This window comes from Streptomyces sp. ISL-98 (genome assembly GCF_018614055.1).
Taxonomy (GTDB): Bacteria; Actinomycetota; Actinomycetes; order Streptomycetales; family Streptomycetaceae; genus Streptomyces; species Streptomyces spiramyceticus.
In genome coordinates this window covers 1-22,590 of the sequence record NZ_JAGGPB010000081.1, presented here as the reverse complement: position 1 = coordinate 22,590, position 22,590 = coordinate 1, and the positions used below count along the sequence as shown (strand labels likewise).

The 22,590-nt window shown below is 68.0% G+C and carries 22 protein-coding genes and 2 pseudogenes; 15 read left to right on the top strand and 9 right to left on the bottom strand.

Annotation, left to right across the window (positions count from 1 at the left end; all coding sequences use genetic code 11):
* Positions 1-106: 106 nt before the first annotated feature.
* The 3 genes from J7I98_RS37235 (at position 107) to J7I98_RS37225 (ending at position 4,231) form a co-directional block, all read left to right on the top strand.
* Positions 107-1,939 carry an ABC transporter ATP-binding protein gene (locus J7I98_RS37235; RefSeq protein WP_214929505.1) on the top strand — a complete coding sequence of 611 codons (1,833 nt, stop codon included), beginning with the start codon at positions 107-109 and terminating at the stop codon, positions 1,937-1,939.
* Positions 1,936-3,651: an ABC transporter ATP-binding protein gene (locus J7I98_RS37230; protein ID WP_214929504.1), complete on the top strand. Its 1,716-nt coding sequence runs from the start codon at positions 1,936-1,938 to the stop codon at positions 3,649-3,651. Before J7I98_RS37235 ends, J7I98_RS37230 begins: the two co-directional genes overlap by 4 nt.
* Positions 3,652-3,922: 271 nt before the next feature.
* Entirely contained in the window at positions 3,923-4,231 is a 309-nt protein-coding gene (locus tag J7I98_RS37225; RefSeq protein WP_251021747.1) for a hypothetical protein, read from the top strand.
* 106 nt (positions 4,232-4,337) lie between these two features.
* On the opposite strand, the gene J7I98_RS37220 is transcribed toward J7I98_RS37225, so the two are convergent.
* The 4 genes and pseudogenes from J7I98_RS37220 to J7I98_RS37205 all read right to left on the bottom strand — a co-directional run bounded on the left by J7I98_RS37220 (position 4,338) and on the right by J7I98_RS37205 (position 6,918).
* Positions 4,338-4,889 carry a YciI family protein gene (locus tag J7I98_RS37220; protein ID WP_214929536.1) on the bottom strand — a complete coding sequence of 184 codons (552 nt, stop codon included), beginning with the start codon at positions 4,887-4,889 and terminating at the stop codon, positions 4,338-4,340.
* 77 nt (positions 4,890-4,966) lie between these two features.
* Positions 4,967-5,083, bottom strand: a pseudogene (locus tag J7I98_RS37215) (IS5/IS1182 family transposase); the annotation flags it as partial.
* A gap of 202 nt (positions 5,084-5,285) precedes the next feature.
* Entirely contained in the window at positions 5,286-6,068 is a 783-nt protein-coding gene (locus J7I98_RS37210; RefSeq protein WP_214929503.1) for a calcium-binding protein, read from the bottom strand.
* A 67-nt stretch (positions 6,069-6,135) separates the two neighbouring features.
* Positions 6,136-6,918, bottom strand: a complete 783-nt coding sequence (locus J7I98_RS37205; protein WP_214929502.1) for a calcium-binding protein — start codon at positions 6,916-6,918, stop codon at positions 6,136-6,138.
* Positions 6,919-7,360: 442 nt separating this feature from the next.
* On the opposite strand from J7I98_RS37205, the gene J7I98_RS37200 reads away from it, so the two are divergent.
* From J7I98_RS37200 to J7I98_RS41810, 4 genes and pseudogenes are all read left to right on the top strand, one after another.
* Positions 7,361-7,696 (top strand): hypothetical protein, encoded by a 336-nt coding sequence (locus J7I98_RS37200; protein WP_214929501.1) that lies wholly within the window; start codon positions 7,361-7,363, stop codon positions 7,694-7,696.
* Between the two features lie 107 nt (positions 7,697-7,803).
* Entirely contained in the window at positions 7,804-8,277 is a 474-nt protein-coding gene (locus tag J7I98_RS37195; RefSeq protein ID WP_214929500.1) for a carboxymuconolactone decarboxylase family protein, read from the top strand.
* Positions 8,278-8,432: 155 nt separating this feature from the next.
* The gene (locus J7I98_RS37190; protein WP_214929499.1) at positions 8,433-9,356 is read left to right on the top strand and encodes an RNA polymerase sigma-70 factor; all 924 of its coding nucleotides are present in this window, start codon (positions 8,433-8,435) and stop codon (positions 9,354-9,356) included.
* A 646-nt stretch (positions 9,357-10,002) separates the two neighbouring features.
* Positions 10,003-10,110: pseudogene (locus J7I98_RS41810) on the top strand (site-specific integrase); the annotation flags it as partial.
* Positions 10,111-10,191: 81 nt separating this feature from the next.
* Here J7I98_RS41810 and J7I98_RS37185 read toward each other — a convergent pair.
* Positions 10,192-11,394 carry an erythromycin esterase family protein gene (locus J7I98_RS37185; protein WP_214929498.1) on the bottom strand — a complete coding sequence of 401 codons (1,203 nt, stop codon included), beginning with the start codon at positions 11,392-11,394 and terminating at the stop codon, positions 10,192-10,194.
* 58 nt (positions 11,395-11,452) lie between these two features.
* Here J7I98_RS37185 and J7I98_RS37180 point away from each other — a divergent pair, with 58 nt between their 5' ends.
* The 5 genes from J7I98_RS37180 (at position 11,453) to J7I98_RS37160 (ending at position 15,522) form a co-directional block, all read left to right on the top strand.
* Positions 11,453-12,187: a TioE family transcriptional regulator gene (locus tag J7I98_RS37180; protein ID WP_214929497.1), complete on the top strand. Its 735-nt coding sequence runs from the start codon at positions 11,453-11,455 to the stop codon at positions 12,185-12,187.
* Between the two features lie 824 nt (positions 12,188-13,011).
* Positions 13,012-14,160, top strand: coding sequence for an alkaline phosphatase PhoX (locus J7I98_RS37175; protein WP_214929496.1), 1,149 nt, complete (start codon positions 13,012-13,014; stop codon positions 14,158-14,160).
* 69 nt (positions 14,161-14,229) lie between these two features.
* Positions 14,230-14,526, top strand: coding sequence for a hypothetical protein (locus tag J7I98_RS37170; RefSeq protein WP_214929495.1), 297 nt, complete (start codon positions 14,230-14,232; stop codon positions 14,524-14,526).
* Positions 14,527-14,613: 87 nt separating this feature from the next.
* The gene (locus J7I98_RS37165; RefSeq protein ID WP_374225213.1) at positions 14,614-15,273 is read left to right on the top strand and encodes an HNH endonuclease family protein; all 660 of its coding nucleotides are present in this window, start codon (positions 14,614-14,616) and stop codon (positions 15,271-15,273) included.
* A 39-nt stretch (positions 15,274-15,312) separates the two neighbouring features.
* Positions 15,313-15,522 (top strand): hypothetical protein, encoded by a 210-nt coding sequence (locus J7I98_RS37160; RefSeq protein WP_214929494.1) that lies wholly within the window; start codon positions 15,313-15,315, stop codon positions 15,520-15,522.
* Between the two features lie 302 nt (positions 15,523-15,824).
* Here J7I98_RS37160 and J7I98_RS37155 read toward each other — a convergent pair whose 3' ends face one another.
* From J7I98_RS37155 to J7I98_RS37145, 3 genes are all read right to left on the bottom strand, one after another.
* Positions 15,825-16,481, bottom strand: a complete 657-nt coding sequence (locus tag J7I98_RS37155) for a bifunctional 2-polyprenyl-6-hydroxyphenol methylase/3-demethylubiquinol 3-O-methyltransferase UbiG (RefSeq protein WP_214929493.1) — start codon at positions 16,479-16,481, stop codon at positions 15,825-15,827.
* A 371-nt stretch (positions 16,482-16,852) separates the two neighbouring features.
* A complete protein-coding gene (locus tag J7I98_RS37150; protein WP_214929492.1) occupies positions 16,853-18,271 on the bottom strand; it encodes a hypothetical protein in 1,419 nt (472 codons plus the stop codon).
* 332 nt (positions 18,272-18,603) lie between these two features.
* Positions 18,604-19,554 carry a zinc metalloprotease gene (locus J7I98_RS37145; protein WP_214929491.1) on the bottom strand — a complete coding sequence of 317 codons (951 nt, stop codon included), beginning with the start codon at positions 19,552-19,554 and terminating at the stop codon, positions 18,604-18,606.
* Positions 19,555-19,757: 203 nt separating this feature from the next.
* Between J7I98_RS37145 and J7I98_RS37140 the strand changes: the two genes are divergently transcribed.
* From J7I98_RS37140 to J7I98_RS37130, 3 genes are all read left to right on the top strand, one after another.
* Positions 19,758-20,081, top strand: coding sequence for a hypothetical protein (locus tag J7I98_RS37140; RefSeq protein ID WP_214929490.1), 324 nt, complete (start codon positions 19,758-19,760; stop codon positions 20,079-20,081).
* 749 nt (positions 20,082-20,830) lie between these two features.
* Entirely contained in the window at positions 20,831-21,730 is a 900-nt protein-coding gene (locus J7I98_RS37135; RefSeq protein WP_214929489.1) for an RNA polymerase sigma-70 factor, read from the top strand.
* Positions 21,718-22,224 carry an SRPBCC family protein gene (locus J7I98_RS37130; protein WP_214929488.1) on the top strand — a complete coding sequence of 169 codons (507 nt, stop codon included), beginning with the start codon at positions 21,718-21,720 and terminating at the stop codon, positions 22,222-22,224. The genes J7I98_RS37135 and J7I98_RS37130 overlap by 13 nt, the downstream gene beginning before the upstream one ends.
* Before the next feature lie 66 nt (positions 22,225-22,290).
* Here the strand turns inward: J7I98_RS37130 and J7I98_RS37125 are convergent.
* A partial coding sequence (locus tag J7I98_RS37125; RefSeq protein WP_214929487.1) for a helix-turn-helix transcriptional regulator occupies positions 22,291-22,590 on the bottom strand: 300 nt, incomplete at its 5' end.

Here is a 22,590-nt window from a genome sequence, read left to right as displayed (position 1 = left end):
TCGTCGTGACCGTGGCCGGCCAGACCGGCCACGGTCACAGCTCACGTGTCCGGTCACGACAAGCCATGTGCCCGGTCACGACAAGACTGACGAATACGGGAGAGCGATGACCACCACCGACCTTGCCCACGCGAGGGAGCAGCCCACACCGGCTGCCGAGCTCGCGCCGGGACAGAACCTGGCAGGGCTGCTGCGCCCTTATTACCGGAGTTTCGCGGCCGTTGCGATCCTGCAGGTGATCGGCGCCGTCGCGGGTCTGGCGCCGCTCCTTGCGGTCGTCGAACTGGGGCGCACTCTGCTGGCGCCCGGCCCGATCGATCACGGTCATATCCGGATCGTCGTGATCGCGGGTGTGGCCGGCATGTTGGTCCGACTGCTTTTCACAGCCGCGTCATCCGGAATCGGACACATTCTCGACGGCCAGGTGCAACTGACGTTTCGCCGGCAACTGGCCGCGCAGCTGGGGCGCGTACCGATCGGCTGGTTCTCCCGGCGCCGGACCGGCGAGCTGGCAAAGGTGGTGGGGGAGGACGTCAGTGCCGTGCACCCGTTCATCGCCCACACCCCCGGCGAGCTCGTCTCCGCATTCGTGGTTCCGCTGGCGTCGCTGATCTACCTGTTCACCATCGACTGGCGGCTCACACTGATCACGCTGGTACCGGTGGTGCTGGCAGTGGCGCTGGTTCCCCTGATGATGACCCCGACCCGGCTGCGCGAGCAGGAGGAGTTCGATGCGGCCATGGGGCGGATCGCAAGTTCGGTCGTCGAGTTCGTACAGGGCATCTCGGTGGTCAAGGCGTTCGGCGGAAGTGAGCGCGTCCACCGTAAATTCCTCACGGCCGTAGACGATTTCACCAGCAGCTTCTTCCGGATGGTGCGCGGTCTCTCCGGGATCGCCGCTGGGATGCAGGTGGCGCTGTCGCCGCCGTTCGTGCTGCTGGTCGTGCTGATCTGCGGTACGGCTCTGATCACCACTGGTGGCATGGCCCCGGCCGACCTGCTGCCCTTCCTGCTGCTCGGACTGGGCCTGACCGCCCCCGTGGCGGCCCTCGGCCACGGCTTCGACGATATGCAGGCCGCCCGGCGCGCGGTCGGCCGGATCCGGGACGTGCTCGAGGTGCAGTCGCTACCGGAGCCTGCGCACCCCGTCGCACCACAGGGGCACCGGGTGGAACTGCGTGGCGTTCGATTCGGCTACGAAGCCGATCACGAGGTGCTGCGCGGGATCGACCTGGTGCTGGAGCCGGGGACGGTCACCGCGATCGTCGGGCCGTCGGGAAGCGGAAAGTCCACGCTGGTCCAGCTGTTGCCGCGGTTCTTCGATCCGACCGACGGTTCGGTCGCCCTTGGCGGTGTCGACCTGCGCGAGCTCAGCAGCCGGGAGCTCTACCGGACGGTCTCCTTCGTCTTCCAGGACGTCCGGCTGCTGCGCGCGTCGGTCGCGGACAATATCGCGCTGGCAGTACCGCATGCCGGCTTCGACGACGTGGTGCGCGCCGCCCGGCTGGCGAATATTCACGATCGAATCCTCGAGCTGCCGCGCGGATACGAAACGGTGATCAATGAAGAGGCCGGACTGTCGGGTGGCGAGGCACAGCGGATCTCGATCGCACGCGCACTGCTCGCCGACGCGCCCGTTCTCGTGCTCGACGAGGCGACCGCCTTCGCCGACCCGCAGACCGAACGGGCGGTGCGCCGGGCACTGGCGATGCTGGAGGGGGACCGGACGATCCTGGTCATAGCCCATCGCCTGGAGACGATCGCCGACGCCGACACCGTCGTGATGCTGGACAACGGGTCGATCGTCGAGTGCGGCAAGCCCGCCGAGCTGCTGGCACAGAACGGAAAGTTCGCCGCGTTCTGGCAATCCCAACGATCGGCGATTGCCGACCGGACCGAAACCCCCAGTGGCGTACTGCAAGGAGGCGAGCCCCGATGATTCGAATGCTGCTGCGCGTGTTGGGCCACGAGTACGCCCAGCCGGTGCGTCGCACCGTGGCCCTGATGACGACGACCGCGGTGGTCGAGGGTTTGTCCTACGCACTGCTGGTTCCAGTGCTGCGGGCACTGTTCGGGAGCACGCCCGAAGACGCCCGGCCCTGGCTGATCGCGTTCGGGGCCGCGGTCGCGGTCTACGCGGTACTGCGTTACGTCAGCGATCTGTCCGGTTTCCGGGCCGGGACCACGCTGTTGCGCGGCACGTATCACCGTCTCGGCGATCATCTGGCCCGACTGCCCATCGGCTGGTACAACGCAGGCCGCCTCGGGGAGGTGTCCGTCCTGGCCAGCCGCGGCGTCCTCCAGGCGATGAGCGTGATCGCGCATCTGCTGGCGCCGTTCATCTCCGCCTGTGTGACTCCTTTGACGATCGTTGTCGTGATGCTTGCCTTCAATTGGCAGATGGGTCTGGCCGCGTTGGCCGCCGTACCGATCGTGGCGGCGATCCAGATCCGGACGGGACGCTCGATGGCCGCCACCGACGCGGAGCGCCACGAACGCGACCACGAGGCCACCGGGCGAGTCATCGAATATCTGCAGGCCCAGCCGGTGCTGCGCGCCGGCGGCAGGACCGTCGAACGCTTCCGGGTGCTCGACGACTCATTGCAAGAAGTCCAGCGCGCGTCCCGCCGTTCCACGCTGTCGGCGCTGCCCGGCGTGGTGGGTTTGACCCTCGCGGTGCAGACGATGTTCACCGTTGTGCTGGCCATGGGCGCCTACCTCGCGCTCGGCGGGAACATCGGTGCGGCGGAGGTTCTGGCAATCCTGGTGCTGGCCGCCCGCTGCGCGGATCCGCTGCTGGCGCTGTCGGACATCGGTGGCCAACTCCGCGGCGCACGTTCCGAGCTGGCGAGACTCGACGCGGTCTTGCGCACCGAGCCGCTGCCGGAACCTCGCGAACCGATCCGGCCGGAACGCCATGACCTGGAGTTCGAGTCCGTCACCTTCCGGCACGGCGACCGCATGGTGGTCGACGACGCGTCGTTGTCCGTGCCAGAGGGACAGCGGCTTGCCGTTGTCGGACCGTCGGGTGCGGGCAAGAGCACCTTGCTGCAATTGCTCGCGCGGTTCTACGACGTGGACGCGGGCGCGGTGCGCGTGGGACGTGTGGACGTGCGCGCCATCAACACCGACGTGCTGATGGCGCAGATCGCCATCGTCTTCCAGGACGTCTATCTCTTCGACGGCACGATCGAGGAGAACGTGCGTCTCGGTCGTCCCGACGCCGACGAGGCCGAGGTCCGGGCGGCAGCCACCGCGGCGCGGTTGGACGAGGTGATCGAGCGACTGCCCGGCGGATGGGCGACGAATGTCGGCGAGGGCGGCGCACTGCTGTCGGGTGGTGAGCGCCAGCGTGTCTCGATCGCGCGAGCGCTGCTGAAGAATGCGCCCATCGTGCTGTTGGACGAGGTGACCTCCGCACTGGACCCGGTGAATGAGGCGGCCGTCCACGAGGGCATCGAGCGCCTGATGGCGGGCCGGACGGTGGTGATGGTCGCGCATCGGATGCGGACCGTCCGACGCGCCGATCGCATCGTCTTTCTGGACGGCGGCCGGATCGTGGAGGAAGGCAGCCACGATGAACTGCTGCTCCGCGGTGGCCGTTACGCCGATTTCTGGAATAGCTCCCTGACACAGGCAGCGAGTGAATGAGCTGGCAGTTGCCACACGACGGGCGCCGCTTCCGACCATTCTGTTCGGGCACTGCGTGGGGCCGTCACCGCGTTTGGTAGTCGATGCGGGCTCGTCGTAGCGGGTGCGCTCGGCGTCGTCGGCCAGACGGCAGTCGACGGCAGCGACGGCGGACAGTATCGAATCAGAGGCCAGGGCCCGGCTCACCGCACTGATCGAGCCGGGCTGGGCCACAACGTTGAGCAATTGCCGATTGTGCGAAGTGAGTTGGTTGACGGTGCGTACGATCTGCTTGCACAGGCGGATCTCGGAATCCGGCGTCTCCGCCGCAGGCTTCGAGGTGTCCTTCGCCCTCACCCCGCAACACGCCACCGGCCAGTACCTGGGCGTGTTCGGCTTGGGCGCCGGCCTGGCCGAAGCCCTGGGACCAGGCTTACTCATCGCGCTCTGCATCACCTGGGGCCGTCCCGGGTGGTACGTCGTAGGAGCTCTGTTCGCCCTGACGGGCCTGGCAGCGCTCCTCGCCGTCCGCTGGGCACAACGTCGCCAGCACGCTCAGCAGACACACCCAGAAGCCGCGTTGAAGGAGTCAGCCGCCTGAATTCCAGCGAGGAAACACTTCTATATCCGTGTCAGCTGCCGCCCTGATCAGGGCTCAGAAACAGACATGGAGCGTTGCTGGTTCTCACTTACAGAACCACCTCGGTTCATGACGGCCGCCCGCCGAACTGCCAGTGGTGAACCTCGATGTCGGCGTACCGGTCCGGGGTCAGGACGGCGCGTGCCGTGTCCGGGTCCGGCGCCCGCATCAGCACCGCCGTACCCAGCCAGGTGGCGCCGTCGTCAGAGAGTAGCGGCCCGTACGCGATCAATTCGTCCTGGTCGGGCGGGACGGCGAGGTCGGCGGCCTGCCCCGTGCCGAGGCCGAGTACGAGGTAGCGGTTGCCACCGGTCCGGCCACCGGGGAAGTCCCACATTGTGCGCCCCAGCGTGTTGTGCCACCGGCGCAACAGCACGTCGCGGTACACGCCTGCCTGGTAGCCGGGCTCGCCGAAGGCGAACGCGCGGGCGGCGGCGGGATCTGGCAGGTCGACGATGTGCACGCTGCCGGTGGGCGCCTCGCCGTCGCTGGTGAGGGTCGGGCCGCGGGCGATCATCTCGGTCGCGTACCGGTCCATGTAGGACCAGTGCTCTTCCAGCAGCTCTTTACGCAGCGCCAGGGAGCCGGGCCGATCGCGGTGGTAGCAGAAGAATTCCATGCCCACAGTCTTCATCATCTTGCGCAACGCTCTTGCAACGGCTCACACAATGAGTTGAGTTGGCGGTGGGTGATGAGTCAGCAGGCCAGTTCGAGGAAGGCTTCGTGGATGTCGGCTCGTCGTTTCCAGCGGATTGTGAGGCGTTTGAAGCCGTGGAGCCAGGCGAAGGTTCGCTCAACCACCCGTCGGTGCCGCTTCCCGGGCCGCAGGGGCCTGTGGATGAGAGTTCGAGCGGGCCGGGCCTTCGGCACGATGTGGCCGTCCGCCCCTGGCCGAGACCGTGATTGCCGGGTGCGTGCTGAGGGAGATCGCCGGCCGGGGCGAGGAGAAACGGGCCGCGCCCCGGTCGGCAGCTTCACGCGCGCTCAGCCACGAACATACGCACCGGACTTGGCATCACGGACAGTTGACCATTGAGTCGCCGATGTCGCGGGTGCAGGAGTCGAAGGCGAGACCGCCGTCGAGACTGTCGTTGGCGTTGACGCCGTCGGTGGCGTTGAGGGTGTCGTTGCCCTCGTTGCCGCTCAAGGTGTCGTTGCCGCTTCCTCCGGCCAGGGTGTCGTTGCCGGTGTTCCCGTTGAGGGTGTCATTGCCCTCGTTGCCGTTGAGGGTGTCGTTTCCGGCGTTGCCGTTGATGGTGTCGTTCCCTCCCAGCCCCGAGATGGTGTCGTTCCCAGGCCCACCGTTGATGGTGTCGTTGCCCGGAGTCGCTGCCGTGATGCCGAAGACCCCGGTCGGGTCGTCGCCGACAAGATGATCCGCGCGGGGCCCGCCGTTGAGCTGGTCCTTGCCGACACCTCCGTAGAGAGTGGCGGGAACATCCAGATTCGGGGAGACCGTGATGTCATCATCGGCGTCCTGGCCGTTGACCTGAACGGCCGTGGGGAGCGGGCACACCGCGGTGTTCTCCGACCGTGTCTCGCAGGGAGCGACGGCGCGCACCTCGTCCGCGTTGTCCGACACGAGGACGACGCTGCCCTGACGGCGGACGGTGATGTCATTGGCCACGCCCTGATCCGCCGTGACGAGCAGGGTGCCGCCGGCCATCTCGACCACCGTGGCGCCCGCGAAGTGCCGGGGCTCGGCGGTGAGCGGGGCCGCCGAGGCCGAGGTGCCGGTCAGCGCAGCGCAGAGGAGCGCTCCGGCCGACAGGATCACGTAGATACGTCGCGCTGTCATGGTTGTACGTCTCCTTCGTCGTGTCCCGGTCGCACTGGGGGCCTGTCGCTCTGTTCGCGCTCGCCGGTCACGGGCACTCTGTGACACTGTCGCCCAGGTCGGCCGTGCAGCTGTCGGCCTCCGTGCCCCCCTGGACGTAGTCGTTGCCGCTGACCTCGTCGACGGCGTTGATGCCGTCCCGTCCCACGCCCCCTTCCACGAAGTCGTTGCCGGTGCCGGCCACCACCTGGTCGTGGCCGGTGCCTGCGCTCACCACGTCGTTCCCGGCGCCTGCGTTGATGATGTCGGAGCTGGCCCGGCCCTCGATCGAGTCGTTGCCGGCGCCGCCGAAGATCCGGTCCGCGCCGCTGGCGCCGGTGAGCGTGTCGTTGCCGCCTCCGCCGGAGAGGAAGTCGGAGCCTTCGTCGCCTTCCAGGGTGTCGTTGGCGCTGCCGCCCTGGAGGCTGTCGTCACCCGCGCCACCGACGAGGGTTACCCCCGGACTCGCCAGGGAGGATGTGACGTTGTCCGCCTGGTCACCAGCGTTGACGACGAACTCGGTGAGGCTGCCGGCCCCCGGACAGACGGCCTCTGTGGCGCTGACCGCGGTGCACCCGCCGAAGGCCACGATGGTGTCACCGGTGTCCCTCACCCGGATCGTGTCGCCGACCTGCCACACGGAGATGGTGTTGCCCAGGCCCACAGCGGCTGTGACGGTGACCGCCGTGCCGTTCTTGCTCACCAGCGTGCCGGCCATAGCGGATCCGGGCGGCTGGGTACCGGGGGTCGCACTCGCCGGGCCGGTGAGGCACAGCGTGAAGCCGAACACCGTTGTCAGGAGCGCAACGGTGCGATGAAGCGCCTTGTCCATGACTTGCCTCCTGGAAAGCGTGCGGGATCGTTACTCAGCTCGAAATGCTTGCGTGGACCGGTGGTGACATAGCGCAGCGGCGCCACCGCCCTGCCTGAAACGGCGTTGCCTCTCGGGTGCGTTGGGCGGTTTCGCGGGCCCGTGAATCGTTGGTCGTCACCTTGGTACAGGGACAGCGAAATTTTGCCCGCCGGAAACGGCCCCTTACGGGTGTTCGCCTTTCCGGCGTTCATGAGGGCAGTACGGCAGTACGGCAGTGCGCGGTGGCTCACAGCAGAACTGGGCGCGCATTGTCGGAAACGTTGCTACACATCGGATGACGCCAGGCACCTCCTTGGATGCCGGACCCAAGCATGCCGTGTGGAGAACTTGTGGAGGAGGGGGTTTAGCGCCATTGCAAGGGGTCTCCGCAAGGGGGTAATTTCCGGCACACCCCGAGTGCGTGCTGATGCGCAACGGTTCGTACCGTGACTTGAAACTCTGCGGTGAGCGCACTGGCCAGGCTGCGGCGCGAGCGGGCCGAAGGCGACCGGCCGGTGGTAACGTCGACTTCACTTTTGTCACCCCGAACCGCGCATTTCGCCGCTTCCTGCCCAACCGTGGCTGGCTGATTGCCGAGACCGCCCCCATGGGCGCCGCCCCATCCTTCTCGGCCTCGGGCCGCTGCTCCTTCAGAATGCTTCCTGCTCTGTTCACGCCGGGGCCCGTGCTGCTGGGGCGGGGTCTTGTCGAGGTGTCGGTAGAGGGTGAGGCGGGTGTCGCCGAATTCGTCGGCTGATGTGCACCGACGGCCGGGAGACGCAGGTCACATTCGTCCGTGTCACAGGGGGTCGGGCTACCTCGTCTCAGGAGGTGTAGCCACTTTCGATCACAGAGGAGCACACCATGGACGCGCGACTGAACTTCCTCGCCGACCCGGCCGCCGGCAAGGTCCTCAAGCACTTGATGTCGGCGGGCAAGGCGCTCAAGGACTCGCCGCTGCCGGCCGCGACGCAGGAGCTGGTGGCGCTTCGCGTGAGTCAGATCAACGGCTGCGCCGTCTGCATCGACATGCACACCAAGGAGGCCGCCGCTGCCGGCGAGACCTCGGTGCGGCTGAACCTGGTGGCGGCGTGGCGGGAGGCCACGGTCTACACCGAGGCCGAGCGTGCCGCGCTGGAGCTGGCGGAGGAGGGGACCCGGGTCGCGGATGCGGCCGGTGGGGTCAGTGATGCGGTGTGGGCGTATGCCGCCAAGCACTACGACCAGGAGCAGCTCACCGCTCTGGTGTTGCTGGTCTCCTTCATGAACTTGGCGAACCGGCTGAACATCATCACCCAGCAGCCGGCCGGCGACTACGAGCCCGGGCAGTTCCACTGAACGGCATCAGCAACTGGCTCGGGGTCCGGCTGCGGGCTCCGAGCCCCGGGCCGGGGGCGTTACTCTGGCCCGCCGGTGATCCGGATGATCACCAGAAGCTGCCTGCGCCGGCGAGAACGGCCGGGTGGCAGGGCTTCAAGGGGAGGGGAGTTGGCGTGAGCAAGGTCGAGGAGTTCCAGGAGCTGCGGCCGCTGCTGTTTTCGATTGCCTATCGGATTCTGGGCAGTGTGGGTGAGGCCGAGGACGCGGTGCAGGAGACATGGCTGCGCTTTGACGGTTCGGCGACCCGGCCCACGTCGACCAAGGCTTTTCTGTCGGCCGCGGTGACACGGATCTCGATCGATGTGCTGCGCTCTGCACGGGTGCGGCGGGAGGAGTACGTGGGCCCGTGGTTTCCCGAGCCGCTGCTCTCCGACCCTTATGAGGATCCGGTGCGGTCGGCGGAGCTGGCCGACTCGGTGTCGATGGCGGCGCTGCTGCTGCTGGAGCGGCTCAGCCCTCTGGAGCGGGCGGTGTTTGTGCTGCGGGAGGTGTTCGGCTTCGGGTTCGACGAGGTCGCCGCGGCGGTGGGGCGGTCGGAGGCGGCGTGCCGACAGCTGCTGGTGCGGGCGCGGCGGCATATGGAGGCCGGGCGGCCGCGCTTCGAAGCGGCCCGGCAAGAGCGGGAGGAGCTGGCGTCGCGGTTCTTCGACGCCCTGCGCGAAGGCGACGTCGCCGGCCTGCAGGAACTGCTCGCCGCCGACGTATCGATGGTCGGCGACGGCGGCGGCAAGGCCCCGCAGCTGGCCAGGGCCGTCATCGGCGCCGAGAACGTGGCCCGGCTGCTTGCCTCCTTCTTCCCCCTGCTGGCCCGGATCAGGGTGACGTTCGAGCCGCACGAGGTCAACGGCCAGCCGGGCGCGATCTTCCGCGACCGGGACGGCAAGGTGCTCCACACCCTGGTGCTCGATGTACTCGACGGGCAGATCCAGACGATCCGCTCGGTGATCAACCCCGACAAGCTCGGGCACGTGGGACCCGTAGCGGACGCCTGGGCAATCCACCGCGAAGTACGACAGGCACGCCGGCCCACGGAATAGCCGCAACAGCCGACCGCACCTCGAACCCCCTGCTGGCAGCTCAACACCTTTACCTGCAAGGGCACTTCGCCATCCCGGGGGCTGAGGCAAGGACGACGGCTGGGGAACGCCCACACTCCGTGGGCGTTCCCCAGCCGCAGTCGGGCTGAGAGAACCGAGGTCACCCAAGCGGCCGGTCGTGCAGCGCTCGACGGCCCCCACGGCCCTCGATCGCTGCGGCAGGCACGGGGCAGTCAGTCCGGACGAGCCGGGTCGCGGCCGCATGATCCGGCTACGCGACGATTGAGTGACATCGAAACGGGCGAACAGTCCGCCCCTTGTCCAGGCCGCGCCGACACGGGGGTTGAGGAACATCGGTGTCAGATCGTGCGCTACGCGTTCGACGTCGCTGGTGGGCGGCTGACGGGGCGCCGGCCGCCGGGCCGGCTGAAGTCGTTGCACAGATAACGCCCGATTATCTGCGGCACCGGGATTCGCCACCTGCGGCGACGTCCCCGGCCGCCACGCGAAGCTGCCCCAGTGCGCAGCCGTTGCCCCGTTATCTGTGGCAAGGAGGAAGCGGTGCCCATCGTCATCCAGCTCCCGACCGGGAAGGCGCTGACGGTCCGGGCAGCCGCCGACGTCTTCCTCGGCTGATGCTCATGGCCAGTCGAGGCATCGCAAGCCGGAAAACGTGAAGCGGTACTTCAAGCCGTCACCGGAGGCCATCGCGGAGGTCACCAGCCTGCCCGCACCCGGGGTCGACAGGCGCTGAGCGGTCGTGTTCGCCGTTGACGGCCGGGACGTCTCCCGCGCATCCGAGGCGCCCCGACAGGCCGGACTGCTGATGGTGGCACTAGCTCTGCGGGACGTCCTTGACGAACACGATGCCGTCGCTGTCCCCCAGGTGGGCCGGGTCAAGCGGGGAGTAGCCGAACCAGGGGGATACGCGGGGCGCGGGCCGGGTGTCGCCGAGGGCGGTGGCCAGCCGCGGGGCGTCGATGACGCAGCGGTCCTCCGGGAGCGCGTACAGGAGTCCTTCGACGGTGTCCGGCGGCGGCGTGTCCACTCCCTGGTGCCGGATCGTGCCGAGGGCCATGGCCACGAAGGCGTACCCCTCACCGAGCTGGGCGCTCACCAGCGCACCGGCGCTCCACCACTCCAGCGGCATCCCGCCCATCCGCATCGTGCTCTTCTCCCGCTGGAGATGGGAGTTGTGGGCGTGGATGAGTGCCGGGCCCCGAGCGGCGACGGCGAGGAGGTTGTGGGCCATGATCTGGTCCCGCACGCCCACCAGCCGGGCCATGCGGGCCGGTGAGGTGTCGGCCATCCAGTAGTGGTAGCGCAGCAGACCGAGGGCGGTGCGACCGTACAGTCGCGCCCGGTCCCAGTCGTCCCGCGAGGTCGCCGTGATCAGGTACGGCGTCTGCGCGTCGAGCAGCGCCACCAGATCGTCGGCGAGCAGCCGCAGTTCCTTGGCCTCGGCCGACTGCCCCACGGACTGGGACGGGTCCATCATCGCGGCGGGATTGTTCCACCGGTCGTCGGCGCAGAGCAGGCGGTCGAGCGTTTCCGCGGTGCAGGGGAGCAGGTCCGCGTCCACCCGGACCGTGAGGTAGCCGTGGAGTGCGGTGAGGGCCTGCCGGGGGCTCGCGGCGCCGGTGATCTCCAGCGGGCCGTCGATACCGGCGAAGCGGAGCCGCTCGGACGCGGGCCGACTGTCGTTGTACGCCCGTATCCAGCACACGAGTTCGCGGTTGGCCGCGGAGGTGCCCCAGCCGTGGCTGAATCCGCGCTCCATGACCTCGTCGAGAGTGCCCGTGCCCGAGGTGACGTAGTCGTCCACGACCAGGCCCATCATGCAGTCGCTCTCGATCGCGATCGTCCGGTAGCCCTCCTGCTCGACGAGCTGCCGGAAGAGCTCGTTGCGCAGGTCGAGCAGAGTGTCCTCGCCGTGGGTGGGCTCGCCCAGGGCGAGCAGCCGCGGCCGGGCCGGGAGCAGCTTCATGACGGCGGCGGCCTCGACGGTATGGGCGGTGTCCTTGATGTCAGTAGCCATGCCTTAAACGCTATCGTTGAACCTGCGGTTGAAACTTTCCCGCGATATCGTCAGGCCCGTGGCACGAAACCTTCAAAGCGGTGAACAGCTCAGGCCGGTTGACCTGGCGCGCGGGCACGGTCTGTCCACGCAGGCCATCAGGAACTACGAGGAGGCCGGCATCCTTCCGGCCGCCGGTCGCACACCCCACGGTTACCGCACCTATACCGCGCTGCACGCGCGAGCCCTGGGCGCGTTCCTCGCCCTGGTGCCCGGCCACAGCCACCGGACGGCGACGTCGATCATGCGGGCCGTGAACCAGGGCGCGGTCGATGAGGCGTTCCGTCTCATCGACGAGAGCCACGCCCAGTTGCTAGACGACCGGCGGACACTCCAGGCCGTGGAGAGCGCCCTCCGCGACCTGGCGCCCACTACGGCGTCCGAACCCGACGCGACGGTGACCGGGCCGGGCGGCACGTTCATCGGGCCGATGGCAAGAGAGCTCGGAATCCGGCCCGCGACGCTGCGCAAATGGGAGCGCGCCGGGCTGGTGCGCCCGCGCCGCGACCCGCTGACCGGGTACCGCGTCTACGACGAGGCCGACGTACGGGACGCCCGGCTGGCCCACCAGCTCAGGCGGGGCGGCTACTTGCTGGAGCAGATCGCCCCGCTGATCGCCCAGGTGCGGGCGGCCGGCGGACTGGAGCCGCTGGAGGCCGCACTGTGCGACTGGCGTGGCCGGCTGTCCGCCCGCGGGCGGGCGATGCTGACCGGGGCCGCCGAGCTGGAGGCGTACCTCCGCGAGCGCGGATGAGACTTCGGCCGCTGCTGGCCGGGCGGCGGGACACGGACGGCGTACGCCGTACCGATGCCACGTTTCTTCCGGTCCGGTCGCCGGGTCCTGCCGAAGGTAGAGGGCAAGGTATCCCGCAGCTCCTACCAGCGGGGACGGCAGGCAATCGGAGATCTCCTACACCAGCGCATCCGCAGTCCGGGTCGCCGGGGTCAGCATCGTCACACTGCGCGGCACGGTCATCGAGGGACGCGCCAAGGGCAGCGAAGCCAGCCGTACCATCGCTGTTTTGCCCAGCTCGCTTCCGACGGCCTGCCTGACGCCCGAGGGGCTTCAGCGAGCTGGAGGCAGAGTGCAGCTGGAGATTCAGCCGTGAGGTACGCAGTCAGGGAAACCAACAGCCGGCTGGGGGTCAGGTGAGCATGTCAGTCGAGGTGCGCGACAACCGGACCGGTTCGGCCGCCATAGGGCTACGGCTCTCTCTCCTGAGCGATCCCAAGATTGCGGAGGCGCTGGCCTGGCCGGATCAAAGATGCTCAAACGCCAGACCTTGGTCGTGCCGGATTTCGAACTCTCAAACGACCTACGGTACCTGGCAGTTGGCAGCCTGCACTGGAACGGCCGAGGAGCCCGATCAGGCGTCCATCACATGATGTGAGGAAATTCCACTCTCGTTCAGTTGTGACGTGCCTGATCGTTTCTGCATGAAATCTACTCACCGGTTGGCCGGCAACAGTTCGCTTTGGGGAGCCTTACCGGCCGACCAGGCCGGTCCTACTGTCCCTGGTGACCAGTCGGCGGCGCTCAACACGAACCATTCGCTCTTCATCGACAAGGGAGCAGCTATGGAACGCCGTAGTCTTCTTCGCGCCGCCGCAGTAGGCGTCGGCGCGGCAGCCTTCTCCGGTTCGCTGTGGCGGCAGGCCGCCGCCTATCCCGCTCTGGCCGGCCCCAGCCCGTACGGAGACCTGCAGTCGGCTGATGCCAACGGCATCATGCTCCCGGCGAACTTCACCAGCCGGGTGATCGCACGCTCCACCCAGACCGTGTCCGGCACCAACCACGCCTGGCACAAGGCCCCGGACGGCGGCGAGTGCTTCGCCGACGGAACCGGCTGGATCTACGTCTCCAACGCCGAGGTCGGCAGCGGCGGGGGCGGGGTCAGCGCCGTGAAGTTCAACAGCAGCGCCGCCATCACCGGGGCATACACCATCCTGTCCGGCACCAACCGCAACTGTGCCGGCGGCTCGACCCCGTGGAACACCTGGCTGTCCTGCGAGGAGGTCAGCACCGGCTACGTCTACGAGACCGACCCGTGGGGGGTGAATGCCGCGGTCCGGCGGGATGCGATGGGCCGGTTCAACCACGAGGCCGCAGCCACCGACCCGGTCCGCAACGTTGTCTACCTGACCGAGGATCAGTCCGACGGATGCTTCTACCGGTTCGTGCCCACCACCTGGGGCGACCTGTCGTCGGGCACCTTGCAGGTACTCAAGGAGGTCTCCGGCGTGCTGTCCTGGGCGAACGTGCCCGACCCGGACGGCTCGCCCACCCCCACCCGCGACCAGGTTTCGGGCGCCAAGCTCTTCAACGGCGGGGAGGGCTGCTACTACCGGTCCGACATCTGCTACTTCACCACCAAGGGCGACAACCGGGTCTGGGCCTACAACGCCGCCAACAACACCCTGGCCGTGGTGTACGACGACAACGTCTCCGGCGCCCCGCTGACCGGTGTGGACAACGTCATCGCAGCCACCGTCGGCGACCTGTACGTGGCCGAGGACGGCGGCAACATGGAGATCTGCATCATCACCCCCGACGACATCGTCGCCCCATTCCTGCGGGTGACCGGCCAAAGCTCGTCGGAGATCTGCGGGCCGGCGTTCAACCCCGCAGGAAACCGGCTGTACTTCTCCTCCCAGCGCGGCACTTCCGGCTCCATAAGCGGCGGCATCACCTACGAGGTCACCGGCCCGTTCCGCACGTCTCTGTGACCAACACCGTCCACATCGATCAGTGACCGGGGCATCGCGAGCAGTCCATACTCCACACTCCACCGCAGCTTGCCCTGCCCCCACCACACACTCAGCACGACGAGCACACCCCCACACCTGTCGAGGCACGCCAAAGCCGAGTTCGCCGCCGCCGGCCTGACCGACCTGCCGGCCACCCTGGCCGACTCCGACCTCTACACCCACACCTACATCTACGAAGGCAACTCCCAGGTCCTCGACCACCGGCTGATCTCCCGGGCCCTGGTCACCGCCGGCTACGCCTTCGACGTCGCGCACACCAACAGCGAGTTCACCACCCGCCCCACGGACCACGTTCCCCAGATCGCGCGCCTGACCATTCCCTGAGCCGCATTTCAGGCAGCAACGACCTCTGGTGGCCCCACCTCGCCGGGGCCACCAGAGGACCCAACCACCCCTGTCCCAGGAGGACTCGTGTCTCATTCCCGTGCCCTGTCCCGCCGCCACTGGTTCGGCCTGACCGCGGCGACACTGGCCGCCGTCGCGCTGTCGACGACGGCTACAACCCCAGCTCAGGCGACCCCGCCCAACATTCCCAGCAAATCCACCGCCCAGTCCGAGCTCAACGCGCTGACTGTCACGGCCGAAGGCAGCATGACCGGCTACTCACGGGACCTGTTCCCTCATTGGATCACCATCTCCGGAACCTGCAACACCCGCGAGACGGTGCTCAAGCGGGACGGGACGAACGTGGTGGTCGGCAGTGACTGCTACCCGGACTCGGGCAGCTGGTACAGCCCGTATGACGGCATCACCGAGTACGCCGCGTCCGACATCGACATCGACCACGTCGTCCCGCTGGCCGAAGCGTGGCGCTCCGGAGCCAGCTCGTGGACGACCAGTAAGCGTGAGGACTTCGCCAACGACCTCGCCTACCCCCAACTGATCGCGGTGACCGACAACGTCAACTCCTCCAAGGGCGACAAGGACCCGACTGCCTGGAAGCCGCCGCTGTCCTCCTACTACTGCACCTACTCCAAAATGTGGATACGGTCCAAGTACCACTGGGGCCTGACCCTCCAGTCCACCGAGAAGACTGAGCTGCAGAGCATGCTCAACACCTGCTCGTCATGACCGAACTCCAGTCCACCCCGCACCGCTCCGCCTGATGGGGTGTGGACCGGCGAAGTCGGCACGATCACCGGCGAGCTGGAACTACGCACCATCTATGCCGACGATGGACTGCTCATCGTGCGGGTGCGTTACGCCGGCGCGCTGGAGTGGTACACCGTCCGCGGGGGCCACGCCCAACTACACGACCCGCGCGATCACCACCCCGTGCACGAGTTGCTGGTGAACGTGCTCCACTACCCAGGCATCTGAGCAATTCCACCAACACCCACGCCCGGCTGGTTCCCCTGATCAGCCAGGCGTGGGTGCCACCACGTCCCGGTCGAGCGTTTCCGCGGCGCGGGGGAGCAGGTCCGTATCCACCTGGGCCGCGAGGTAGCCGCCGCAACGTCCGCGGCTACGAGTGCTTGCCCCAGCACTCCGAAGCTCATCTGACCTGGGCCCTCATCACCCTCATGACCAGGCGACTCACCCGCAAAGGCCCTCGTACCGACTGGTCGAAGAAGCCCGCAACCGGCGGGCGAAACCTCGCATGGCCTGCTCGTGGAACCCCGTCAGCTTTGCTGCCAGACCAGCGTGTAGCGCCAGAACAGACGGCGTCGCAGCCGGACACCGGGCACAACACTGCGAGCATCATGCACGATGTCGGTGAAGCTCATGGTCGCTGGTCGGGTGGGGGCGGTCATCGACGCCGGCCGTGATGCCTTGCGCCCCTTGTTCTTGATCCAAGCCATGGCGACATTCATCGGAATCGCGGCGGCCCCGAGGAGGTGATCGCCGGGTGACTCGGCCCGGGCAAGGCCGACGACGACCAGGGTCCCGCCTGGCGCCAGGAGCTGGCGGAAGCGGGTAAGAGCCTCGGAAAACGCCAGATGGTGGATGGTGGCGACGCACGTGATGACGTCGTAGGAACCAGGAGGTATCTCGGTCAGCGCGTCCCCGACGGTGAAGGTCACGGGGACACCTGGCGCGGTGAGCTCCCGTGCCCGAGCAACAATCATGGGATCGGCGTCGAGACCCTCAACTGATTTGGCTCGTGAGGCCAGGAGCCGGGCCAGATCACCACTGCCGGATCCGACGTCCAGTGCCCTGTCGAAGCGCCCGGGGAGCTGGCGCAGGATCCACCGGTGGTAGTGGGCGTTGTGGTCCCACGGGTGGACGGCGTGGAAGCGGTCAAGGGCCTGCAGAACGCGGGACAGCAGTGTCGTCATGGCAGGAGCCCATCATCTTCGGTCGCCCTGCGACCCACCGTATGTTCTCAAACACTCACCCAGGGGTCCGGTGGCGAAGCCGATGGCGCACTGGCCTCGGTTGAGCCTGAGGGGCAGGCCGAGAATGGGCGAAGGTGACGGCGAGGCTGCCGGCCAGGAGCGGCATCGCGATTTCGATGCAGCCGGCGAACACTGCAGCGATCAGGGCGACCGTGCCGAGGACGAGTGCGACGAGCCCGAAGAAGGTTGCGGGGCTGTCGTTGGATCCGGTGGCTATGTCGGGTTCCTAGCGGGCGTCCGGCACGAGGACGGCCCCGTCCCGCCCGCGATCGGGCGGAGCGGGGCCGCACGTGGGGCGCCTTCTCCGTGCGTCAGGGCGCCGACGGGGCGAACACGAAGAAACCCGTGTCCGTGGTGACCATGCCGTAGCCGGACGGCTTGGAGAACAGCGGCAGCTGCTCCATAGGCAGACTCTTGCTGAGCACCTTCTTCGTCCGCGCGTCGACCGCGAGGGCCTCCTCCCCGCCGGTGGTGCCGTACAGCACACCCTCCGGCGAGAACCGCAGCGGAGTCATCGCCTTCTCACCCTCCTGCTGCGCCCACACCTCCTTGCCGTCGGCGAGCTGCCAGACGGCGGTGCCGGTCTTCGTGGTGGCCGCGGCCAGCTCATGGTCGGGGGAAAACACGGACGAGCCCTCGGTGTTGACCGTGTCACCGGGGTAGTCGTCGTAGGAGTACGCGGTGGAGCCGCCGACCTGCTTGCCGCCGGCGAGCTCGTAGGTGGCGGTGATCCAGGTGTCCGACCCGGGGCTGCTGTTCCACGCGGTGAGGATCCGGCCCTCGCGCACGTCCAGCACCCGCAGCGCACCGCTGGCCGGCTGCCCCTTGTCGTCGAGCTTCACACCCTTGGGCGCGGTGACGTCCGCGCTTGACCACACCTTCTTGCCGGTGGCGAGCTCGGACATGACCAACTCCGCGGGCTCGACCGCGTAGGTGGAGTCGTTCGCCATGTGGAAGGCGTAGGCGCCGGTGATCAGTGGGGCGTGCAGCTGCCCGCCGTCGATGTCCTTGTTGCGCGGGTCGTACGAGCACATCGCCTGGGGACCGGTGCAGGTCACGGTGCGAGCCTGGCCGTCGCCGACGGGCGTGAGCTTCAGTCCGGCCTCGCCGTCCTGCTCGACGAGATGACCCTCGTGGACGTGGAAGGTGCCGGCCGCGTGCTCGGCCGTCCCCAGCTCCGCGCCGTCGCTTCCGTAGACCGTGACCGTCACCGCGGTCTTCTCCGCGCTCAGCCCGTCGGACTCCGTGGTGGCGCTGGTACGCACTTCGAGGGCGCGCACGCCGTCGCGCCAGGTGGTGGCGGCGATCCGCTGCGCCGTCACCTTGAGCGTCTTGCGTACCTCACCGGTCTTCACATCGCGGAACTCCAGCGTAAGGGGCTCCGGTTGGTCGGCCGTGTGGAGGATGCCGGTGGTGCCGTCGACCGGATCGTTCTCGAAGGGCCCTCCGCCGACGTACGTGCCCTTGGCGTCCTTGACGAAGAGCAGAGTCTCGCCCAGGTCGACGGCGCCGCGGGCCGGCACGCTCCACGCCGGCTTCGCGGCCAGCCCGGGTATCGCGGGACCGTCGTAGGCCGGCCCCTCCTTCGTCTTCTCGCCCTCCGTGGGCCCGGGCGCCGAACTGCCCTTGGCCGTACGATCGTTGGGCTGCTTGTCCTCGGACGAGCCGCAGCCCGTGACGAGTCCGAGCGACAGGACCAGGCCGGCGGCCATCACTGTGTACTTGTTCATGTCCCCGTTGTTCCGCCCCTGCTGGGCATGGCGTGTGCGTCGTGACCACAAGTCGATCTTGCGAGTGGTGCGACGGAAGCAATAGACGCACGATGCGGCCACCGGCCAAGGAGCCCTGGGAATCCCTTACCGCCCCACCACAACGCACCCCGCGCGGTACGGGACTTACCCTTCGCCGCGCTGGACATACTGCCGGGATCCGGCTGCCTGTGGTGCGACGGGCTGATCAATCCCACTGAGCTCGCCATCGACATGCAGGCGCCTGCAGGCCTCTTCCTTCTCCGAGCCCGACAAGCGGACTCGGAGTTGTCACACCGACGGACTCGGAGTTGTCACACCGAAACGGCTTGACGTGTCAGCGACTGGCGGGCGTTGTCGAGGGCGGCGTCCATGCGTGCCACCTGACCCTCCGTGAACATGAACATGGCCGCGTCATCGGTGTAGTCCATGTAGTTCATGAACATGTCGCCGTCCGGTGCGTTGCCACATGTCACATGGGGGAAGCGGGGAGCTCCAAGATTGGGACCGGCCTGGTTGGGCGTGTCCGCCACGAAGTCGCTGCCGCTGCACCCCTCGTCGTCGTCGCCCCAGATGTGCCGCAGGTTGAGCCAGTGCCCGACCTCGTGCGTGGTCGTGCGGCCTCCGTCGAACGGCGCGGTGGCGGTGCCGTTGGTGCCGAAGCCGGTATGGGTGATGACCACGCCGTCCGTGGAGGCGGCGCCGCCCGGGAACTGGGCGTAGCCGAGCAGACCGCGGCGCAGCAGGCATACCCAGACGTTGAGGTAGGTGTCCGCAGGCCAGGCGTCCATGCCCCCGCTCAGCGTGAACTTGACCATGTCGTCGGTATCGAAGTCCGCGTTCGAGGTCTGGGAGCGGGTGATGCCGTCCGTGGGCCGCCCGAGCGGATCCGTCCTGGCGAGATGGAACTCGATGCGCGGATCGGCGACGAGCTCCTGCCATACCCCGGGCACATTGCCGACATCCGGGTTCTGACTGCGGAAGTCCTGGTTGAGGACGTCGATCTGACTGTGGATCTGGGCGTCGCTGATGTTCTGTTGGGGTGTGTTGTGCACGACGTGCACGACGACGGGAATGTCGATCACGCCTTGCCTTGCCGCTATCCGCTCCCTTCGTTCGTAGGCGAACGCCGTGTTCTCGATCAGTGCGCGATTCCCGGCGTACTCGGGATTCCTGTCGAGGAGTCTGCGGTGAACCTCCATCGCTCCACACCAGCGGCTGTAGTCGGCAGAGGTGCTGCGGAGGAATGACTGCGCGTCGGACATGGCTGTGCCTCCTCGGGGGTGTCTACGGAATGCCCCTCATGCGGCGTGTGGTTTACGCAAGAGGATCGCGCTGCTGGGGTGGGAGGCGCAGGCCCGGTGCAGACGCTGCGCACTGGCCAAGGACCCATACACTGATAAGCGTAGGCAGACGTAAGGAATCGGGCAATACGGTGCACGCGCGTGACAAGCGAGGTGGTCGGGCCATGAGCGAGCTCCCCCCCAGTCTGTTCCGAAACTGGGTGCATTCCTTCGAGGACGACACCGAGGGAGTGACGGTCTATCGGCCGGCCGACTATCCGTTCCCACCAGCGCGCGGTCGTCGCGGGCTGGAGTTCGCTCCGGACGGTACCTTCATCGACCACCCAGTGGGGCGCGGAGATGCCCCGGATGCGGTGCCTGGTCAATGGCGGCTGGCGGAGGACCGTCGTCTGGCAGTCTCGTTTCCCGAGAACGATCGTCCGGATCGCGGACTGGAGATCCTGCGCTGCGACGAGGATGTTCTGGAGATCCGCTCGGCGCCGGCATGACCGCGCAGACGTAACCGCAGCAGGCGCCGTCCCTCGTCGTCATCGATCTTACGAACCGCAGCCGGAGGCCGGTCCCCGCGCCGACGCTGCCGGTGGGCGAGGGGGAAGGCGAGGGTGCGCGGTACGCCGTGTGCGGATGCGCGGCGCCCGCGGGCGCGATCCCTGCCGTTCAGCCATCACCGCTCACCCTCAAGCCGTGCTTAAGCGTGGAACGCGCGGTGTGCCCTTGACGGTTCATGGGCCAAGGAACGTAGCCCATGCTCCGTCAGTTCCCCACCAGCCGCGCAGACTGCGCACTGCTGGGAGCTGCGCGTGCTGGCCGCCGCCGCGTCGACCTGCCCACATCCGATGGACGTCCTCCCTGGTCAGCGCCCGCCAACTACGCTTCAGCCGACGGGCCGGGTAGCGGTCGGCCGGGTCGGGTCGGAGGGTCCAGTGCTCCAGCCTCTTTCCCAACCGCCTTGTGAAGTGAATCACAGTGGCGGACTGTCACGGTTTGCTGGTGTGGGGTGTCTCGATGGGCATCCAAGGAGAGGAGCCGGGTGTGGTGTCGGGGTGTCGACGCGTCGGACAGGCCATCAGCCTGGGGCGCCGAGCCGGTGCGATCCGGCCTTCGTGGCCCAACGACACTCCGGTCGGGCGCCCAGTCACCGGACGCACCGCGGCGGTGACCAAGGAGCCGGTCTGCCGGTCCACGGTGTGGCGACTGCGCACCGGTCACCGCACCAGGGAACGGGTGGGGGTCGGCCATGGCTGAGGACGCCTTCACCGAACACCGTCCACTGCTGTTCACCATCGCCTACGAGATGCTGGGCAGCGCGACCGACGCCGAGGACGTGCTGCAGGAGAGCTACCTGCGGTGGAGCGCGGTCGATCCGGCTGCGGTCGAGCATCCGCGCGCCTACCTGGTCCGCGTGGTGACGCGGCAGGCCCTCAACCACCTGCGCGCGGTCAGGGCGCGGCGCGAGGAATACGTCGGCACGTGGCTGCCCGAGCCGATCCGCACCGCACCAGAGGTGAGCGAGGACGCGATCCTGGCCGAGTCGGTGTCGATGGCCATGATGCTCGTCCTGGAGACGCTGAACCCGACCGAACGCGCGGTGTTCGTGCTGCACGACGTGTTCGGCTACACCCACGGCGAGATTGCCGCCTCGATCGGCAAGACCGAGGTCACCGTCCGGCAGATCGCCCACCGCGCACGCCGGCACGTCCACGCGCGGCGTCGCCGCTTCGAGCCCGACTCCGACGCCGCCCGAGAGATCGTCCAGCGGTTCCTGCTCGCAACGGCGACCGGCGAAATCCAGGCGCTGATGGACCTGCTGGCGCCCGATGTCGTACAGATCTCCGACGGCGGCGGGAAAGCGGCCGCCGCCCGTCGCCCGATCACCGGCCGCGACGACGTCGCCCGGTTCGTCCTCGGCGTGGCCCGCACCAGCATCACCGCTACGACCCACATCGAGCACGCCACCTACAACGGCATGCCCGCGGCACGCTGCCTCACAGGCGGTGAACTCGACTGGCTGCTCGCCTTCGAGATCCACAGCGGACGGATCACCGGCCTCTACGCCATGCGCAACCCGGACAAGCTGCACCGCGCCGATGCGGTGCGCCCACTCGACAGAGGAGAACACCAGCCATGGAAACCATGACCGTCGAGCGCACCATCAACGCCCCGATCGACGAGGTGTTCGCCTGGCTCACCACGACCACCAACTACACGCGCTCACCCCTGGTGCTGCGCTGCCGCCTGACCCGGCACGGCGAGACCGCGCCCTACAGCGTCGGCGCGGTGCGCAGTCACCTCTGGCTGATCGGTTGGCTCAGGGAACGCATCACCCACTACGACCCGCCGTACGCCACCGAGTACGTCGTCGAGCGCAGTCTGCCGCCGTCCCGGCACGAACTCGGCCGCATGACGTTCACCGAGGCCGACGGCGCCACCCAGGTGCGCTGGACCACCCGCGCCGAGATGCGCATGCCGTTGCTCGGTGCCCTCCTCACCCGGCACGTCGTGCGGCCGATGATCACCCGTTCCTTCGGAAGCATCCTCGACGCCGCCAACACCGCACTGGCCCAACACCCCCACTCGGGACCGAGCAAGCCGACCGCGCACGCGCCAACGAGCGGAAACGAGTCCCGTTGACCGCCTCCGGCGGAACCGACCATTCAGAACGGGATCGAGCAAGGCGACCGACGGGGGCTTGCCCGTCTACTGGCGGTCGGTGGTGAGGTGGGTGCCCTGTGCGGTACGTCGATACAGCACGTAGCGTCCGTCGCGGATGGGGGTGACGAGCCCGGACCGGCGTAGAACGCCGAGGTGGTACGAGACGGTTGCGGGGCTGAGGTAGTGGCGTGCGGCCAGTTCGGAGGTGCTGGCAGGAGTGGCCAGGGCTGTGAGCAGGCCGGCCCGTGTGGGGCCGAGGAGGCGGGCGAGTTCAGGGGATGCGGTGTACGCGGGGGACGACGGTGGTGTCAGCGGATAGTGGACGAGTGGCGGCCAGTTCTCGGG

What these genes read in the sequence shown, in the direction of transcription:
- J7I98_RS37130 (WP_214929488.1), top strand. Translation starts at nt 21,718, where the DNA reads ATGGAAACCATGACCGTCGAGCGCACCATCAACGCCCCGATCGACGAG.
- J7I98_RS37185 (WP_214929498.1), bottom strand. Translation starts at nt 11,394, where the DNA reads ATGGCTACTGACATCAAGGACACCGCCCATACCGTCGAGGCCGCCGCC.
- J7I98_RS37230 (WP_214929504.1), top strand. Translation starts at nt 1,936, where the DNA reads ATGATTCGAATGCTGCTGCGCGTGTTGGGCCACGAGTACGCCCAGCCG.
- J7I98_RS37205 (WP_214929502.1), bottom strand. Translation starts at nt 6,918, where the DNA reads ATGGACAAGGCGCTTCATCGCACCGTTGCGCTCCTGACAACGGTGTTC.
- J7I98_RS37145 (WP_214929491.1), bottom strand. Translation starts at nt 19,554, where the DNA reads ATGTCCGACGCGCAGTCATTCCTCCGCAGCACCTCTGCCGACTACAGC.
- J7I98_RS37175 (WP_214929496.1), top strand. Translation starts at nt 13,012, where the DNA reads ATGGAACGCCGTAGTCTTCTTCGCGCCGCCGCAGTAGGCGTCGGCGCG.
- J7I98_RS37140 (WP_214929490.1), top strand. Translation starts at nt 19,758, where the DNA reads ATGAGCGAGCTCCCCCCCAGTCTGTTCCGAAACTGGGTGCATTCCTTC.
- J7I98_RS37150 (WP_214929492.1), bottom strand. Translation starts at nt 18,271, where the DNA reads ATGAACAAGTACACAGTGATGGCCGCCGGCCTGGTCCTGTCGCTCGGA.
- J7I98_RS37135 (WP_214929489.1), top strand. Translation starts at nt 20,831, where the DNA reads ATGGCTGAGGACGCCTTCACCGAACACCGTCCACTGCTGTTCACCATC.
- J7I98_RS37195 (WP_214929500.1), top strand. Translation starts at nt 7,804, where the DNA reads ATGGACGCGCGACTGAACTTCCTCGCCGACCCGGCCGCCGGCAAGGTC.
- J7I98_RS37220 (WP_214929536.1), bottom strand. Translation starts at nt 4,889, where the DNA reads ATGGAATTCTTCTGCTACCACCGCGATCGGCCCGGCTCCCTGGCGCTG.
- J7I98_RS37210 (WP_214929503.1), bottom strand. Translation starts at nt 6,068, where the DNA reads ATGACAGCGCGACGTATCTACGTGATCCTGTCGGCCGGAGCGCTCCTC.
- J7I98_RS37155 (WP_214929493.1), bottom strand. Translation starts at nt 16,481, where the DNA reads ATGACGACACTGCTGTCCCGCGTTCTGCAGGCCCTTGACCGCTTCCAC.
- J7I98_RS37235 (WP_214929505.1), top strand. Translation starts at nt 107, where the DNA reads ATGACCACCACCGACCTTGCCCACGCGAGGGAGCAGCCCACACCGGCT.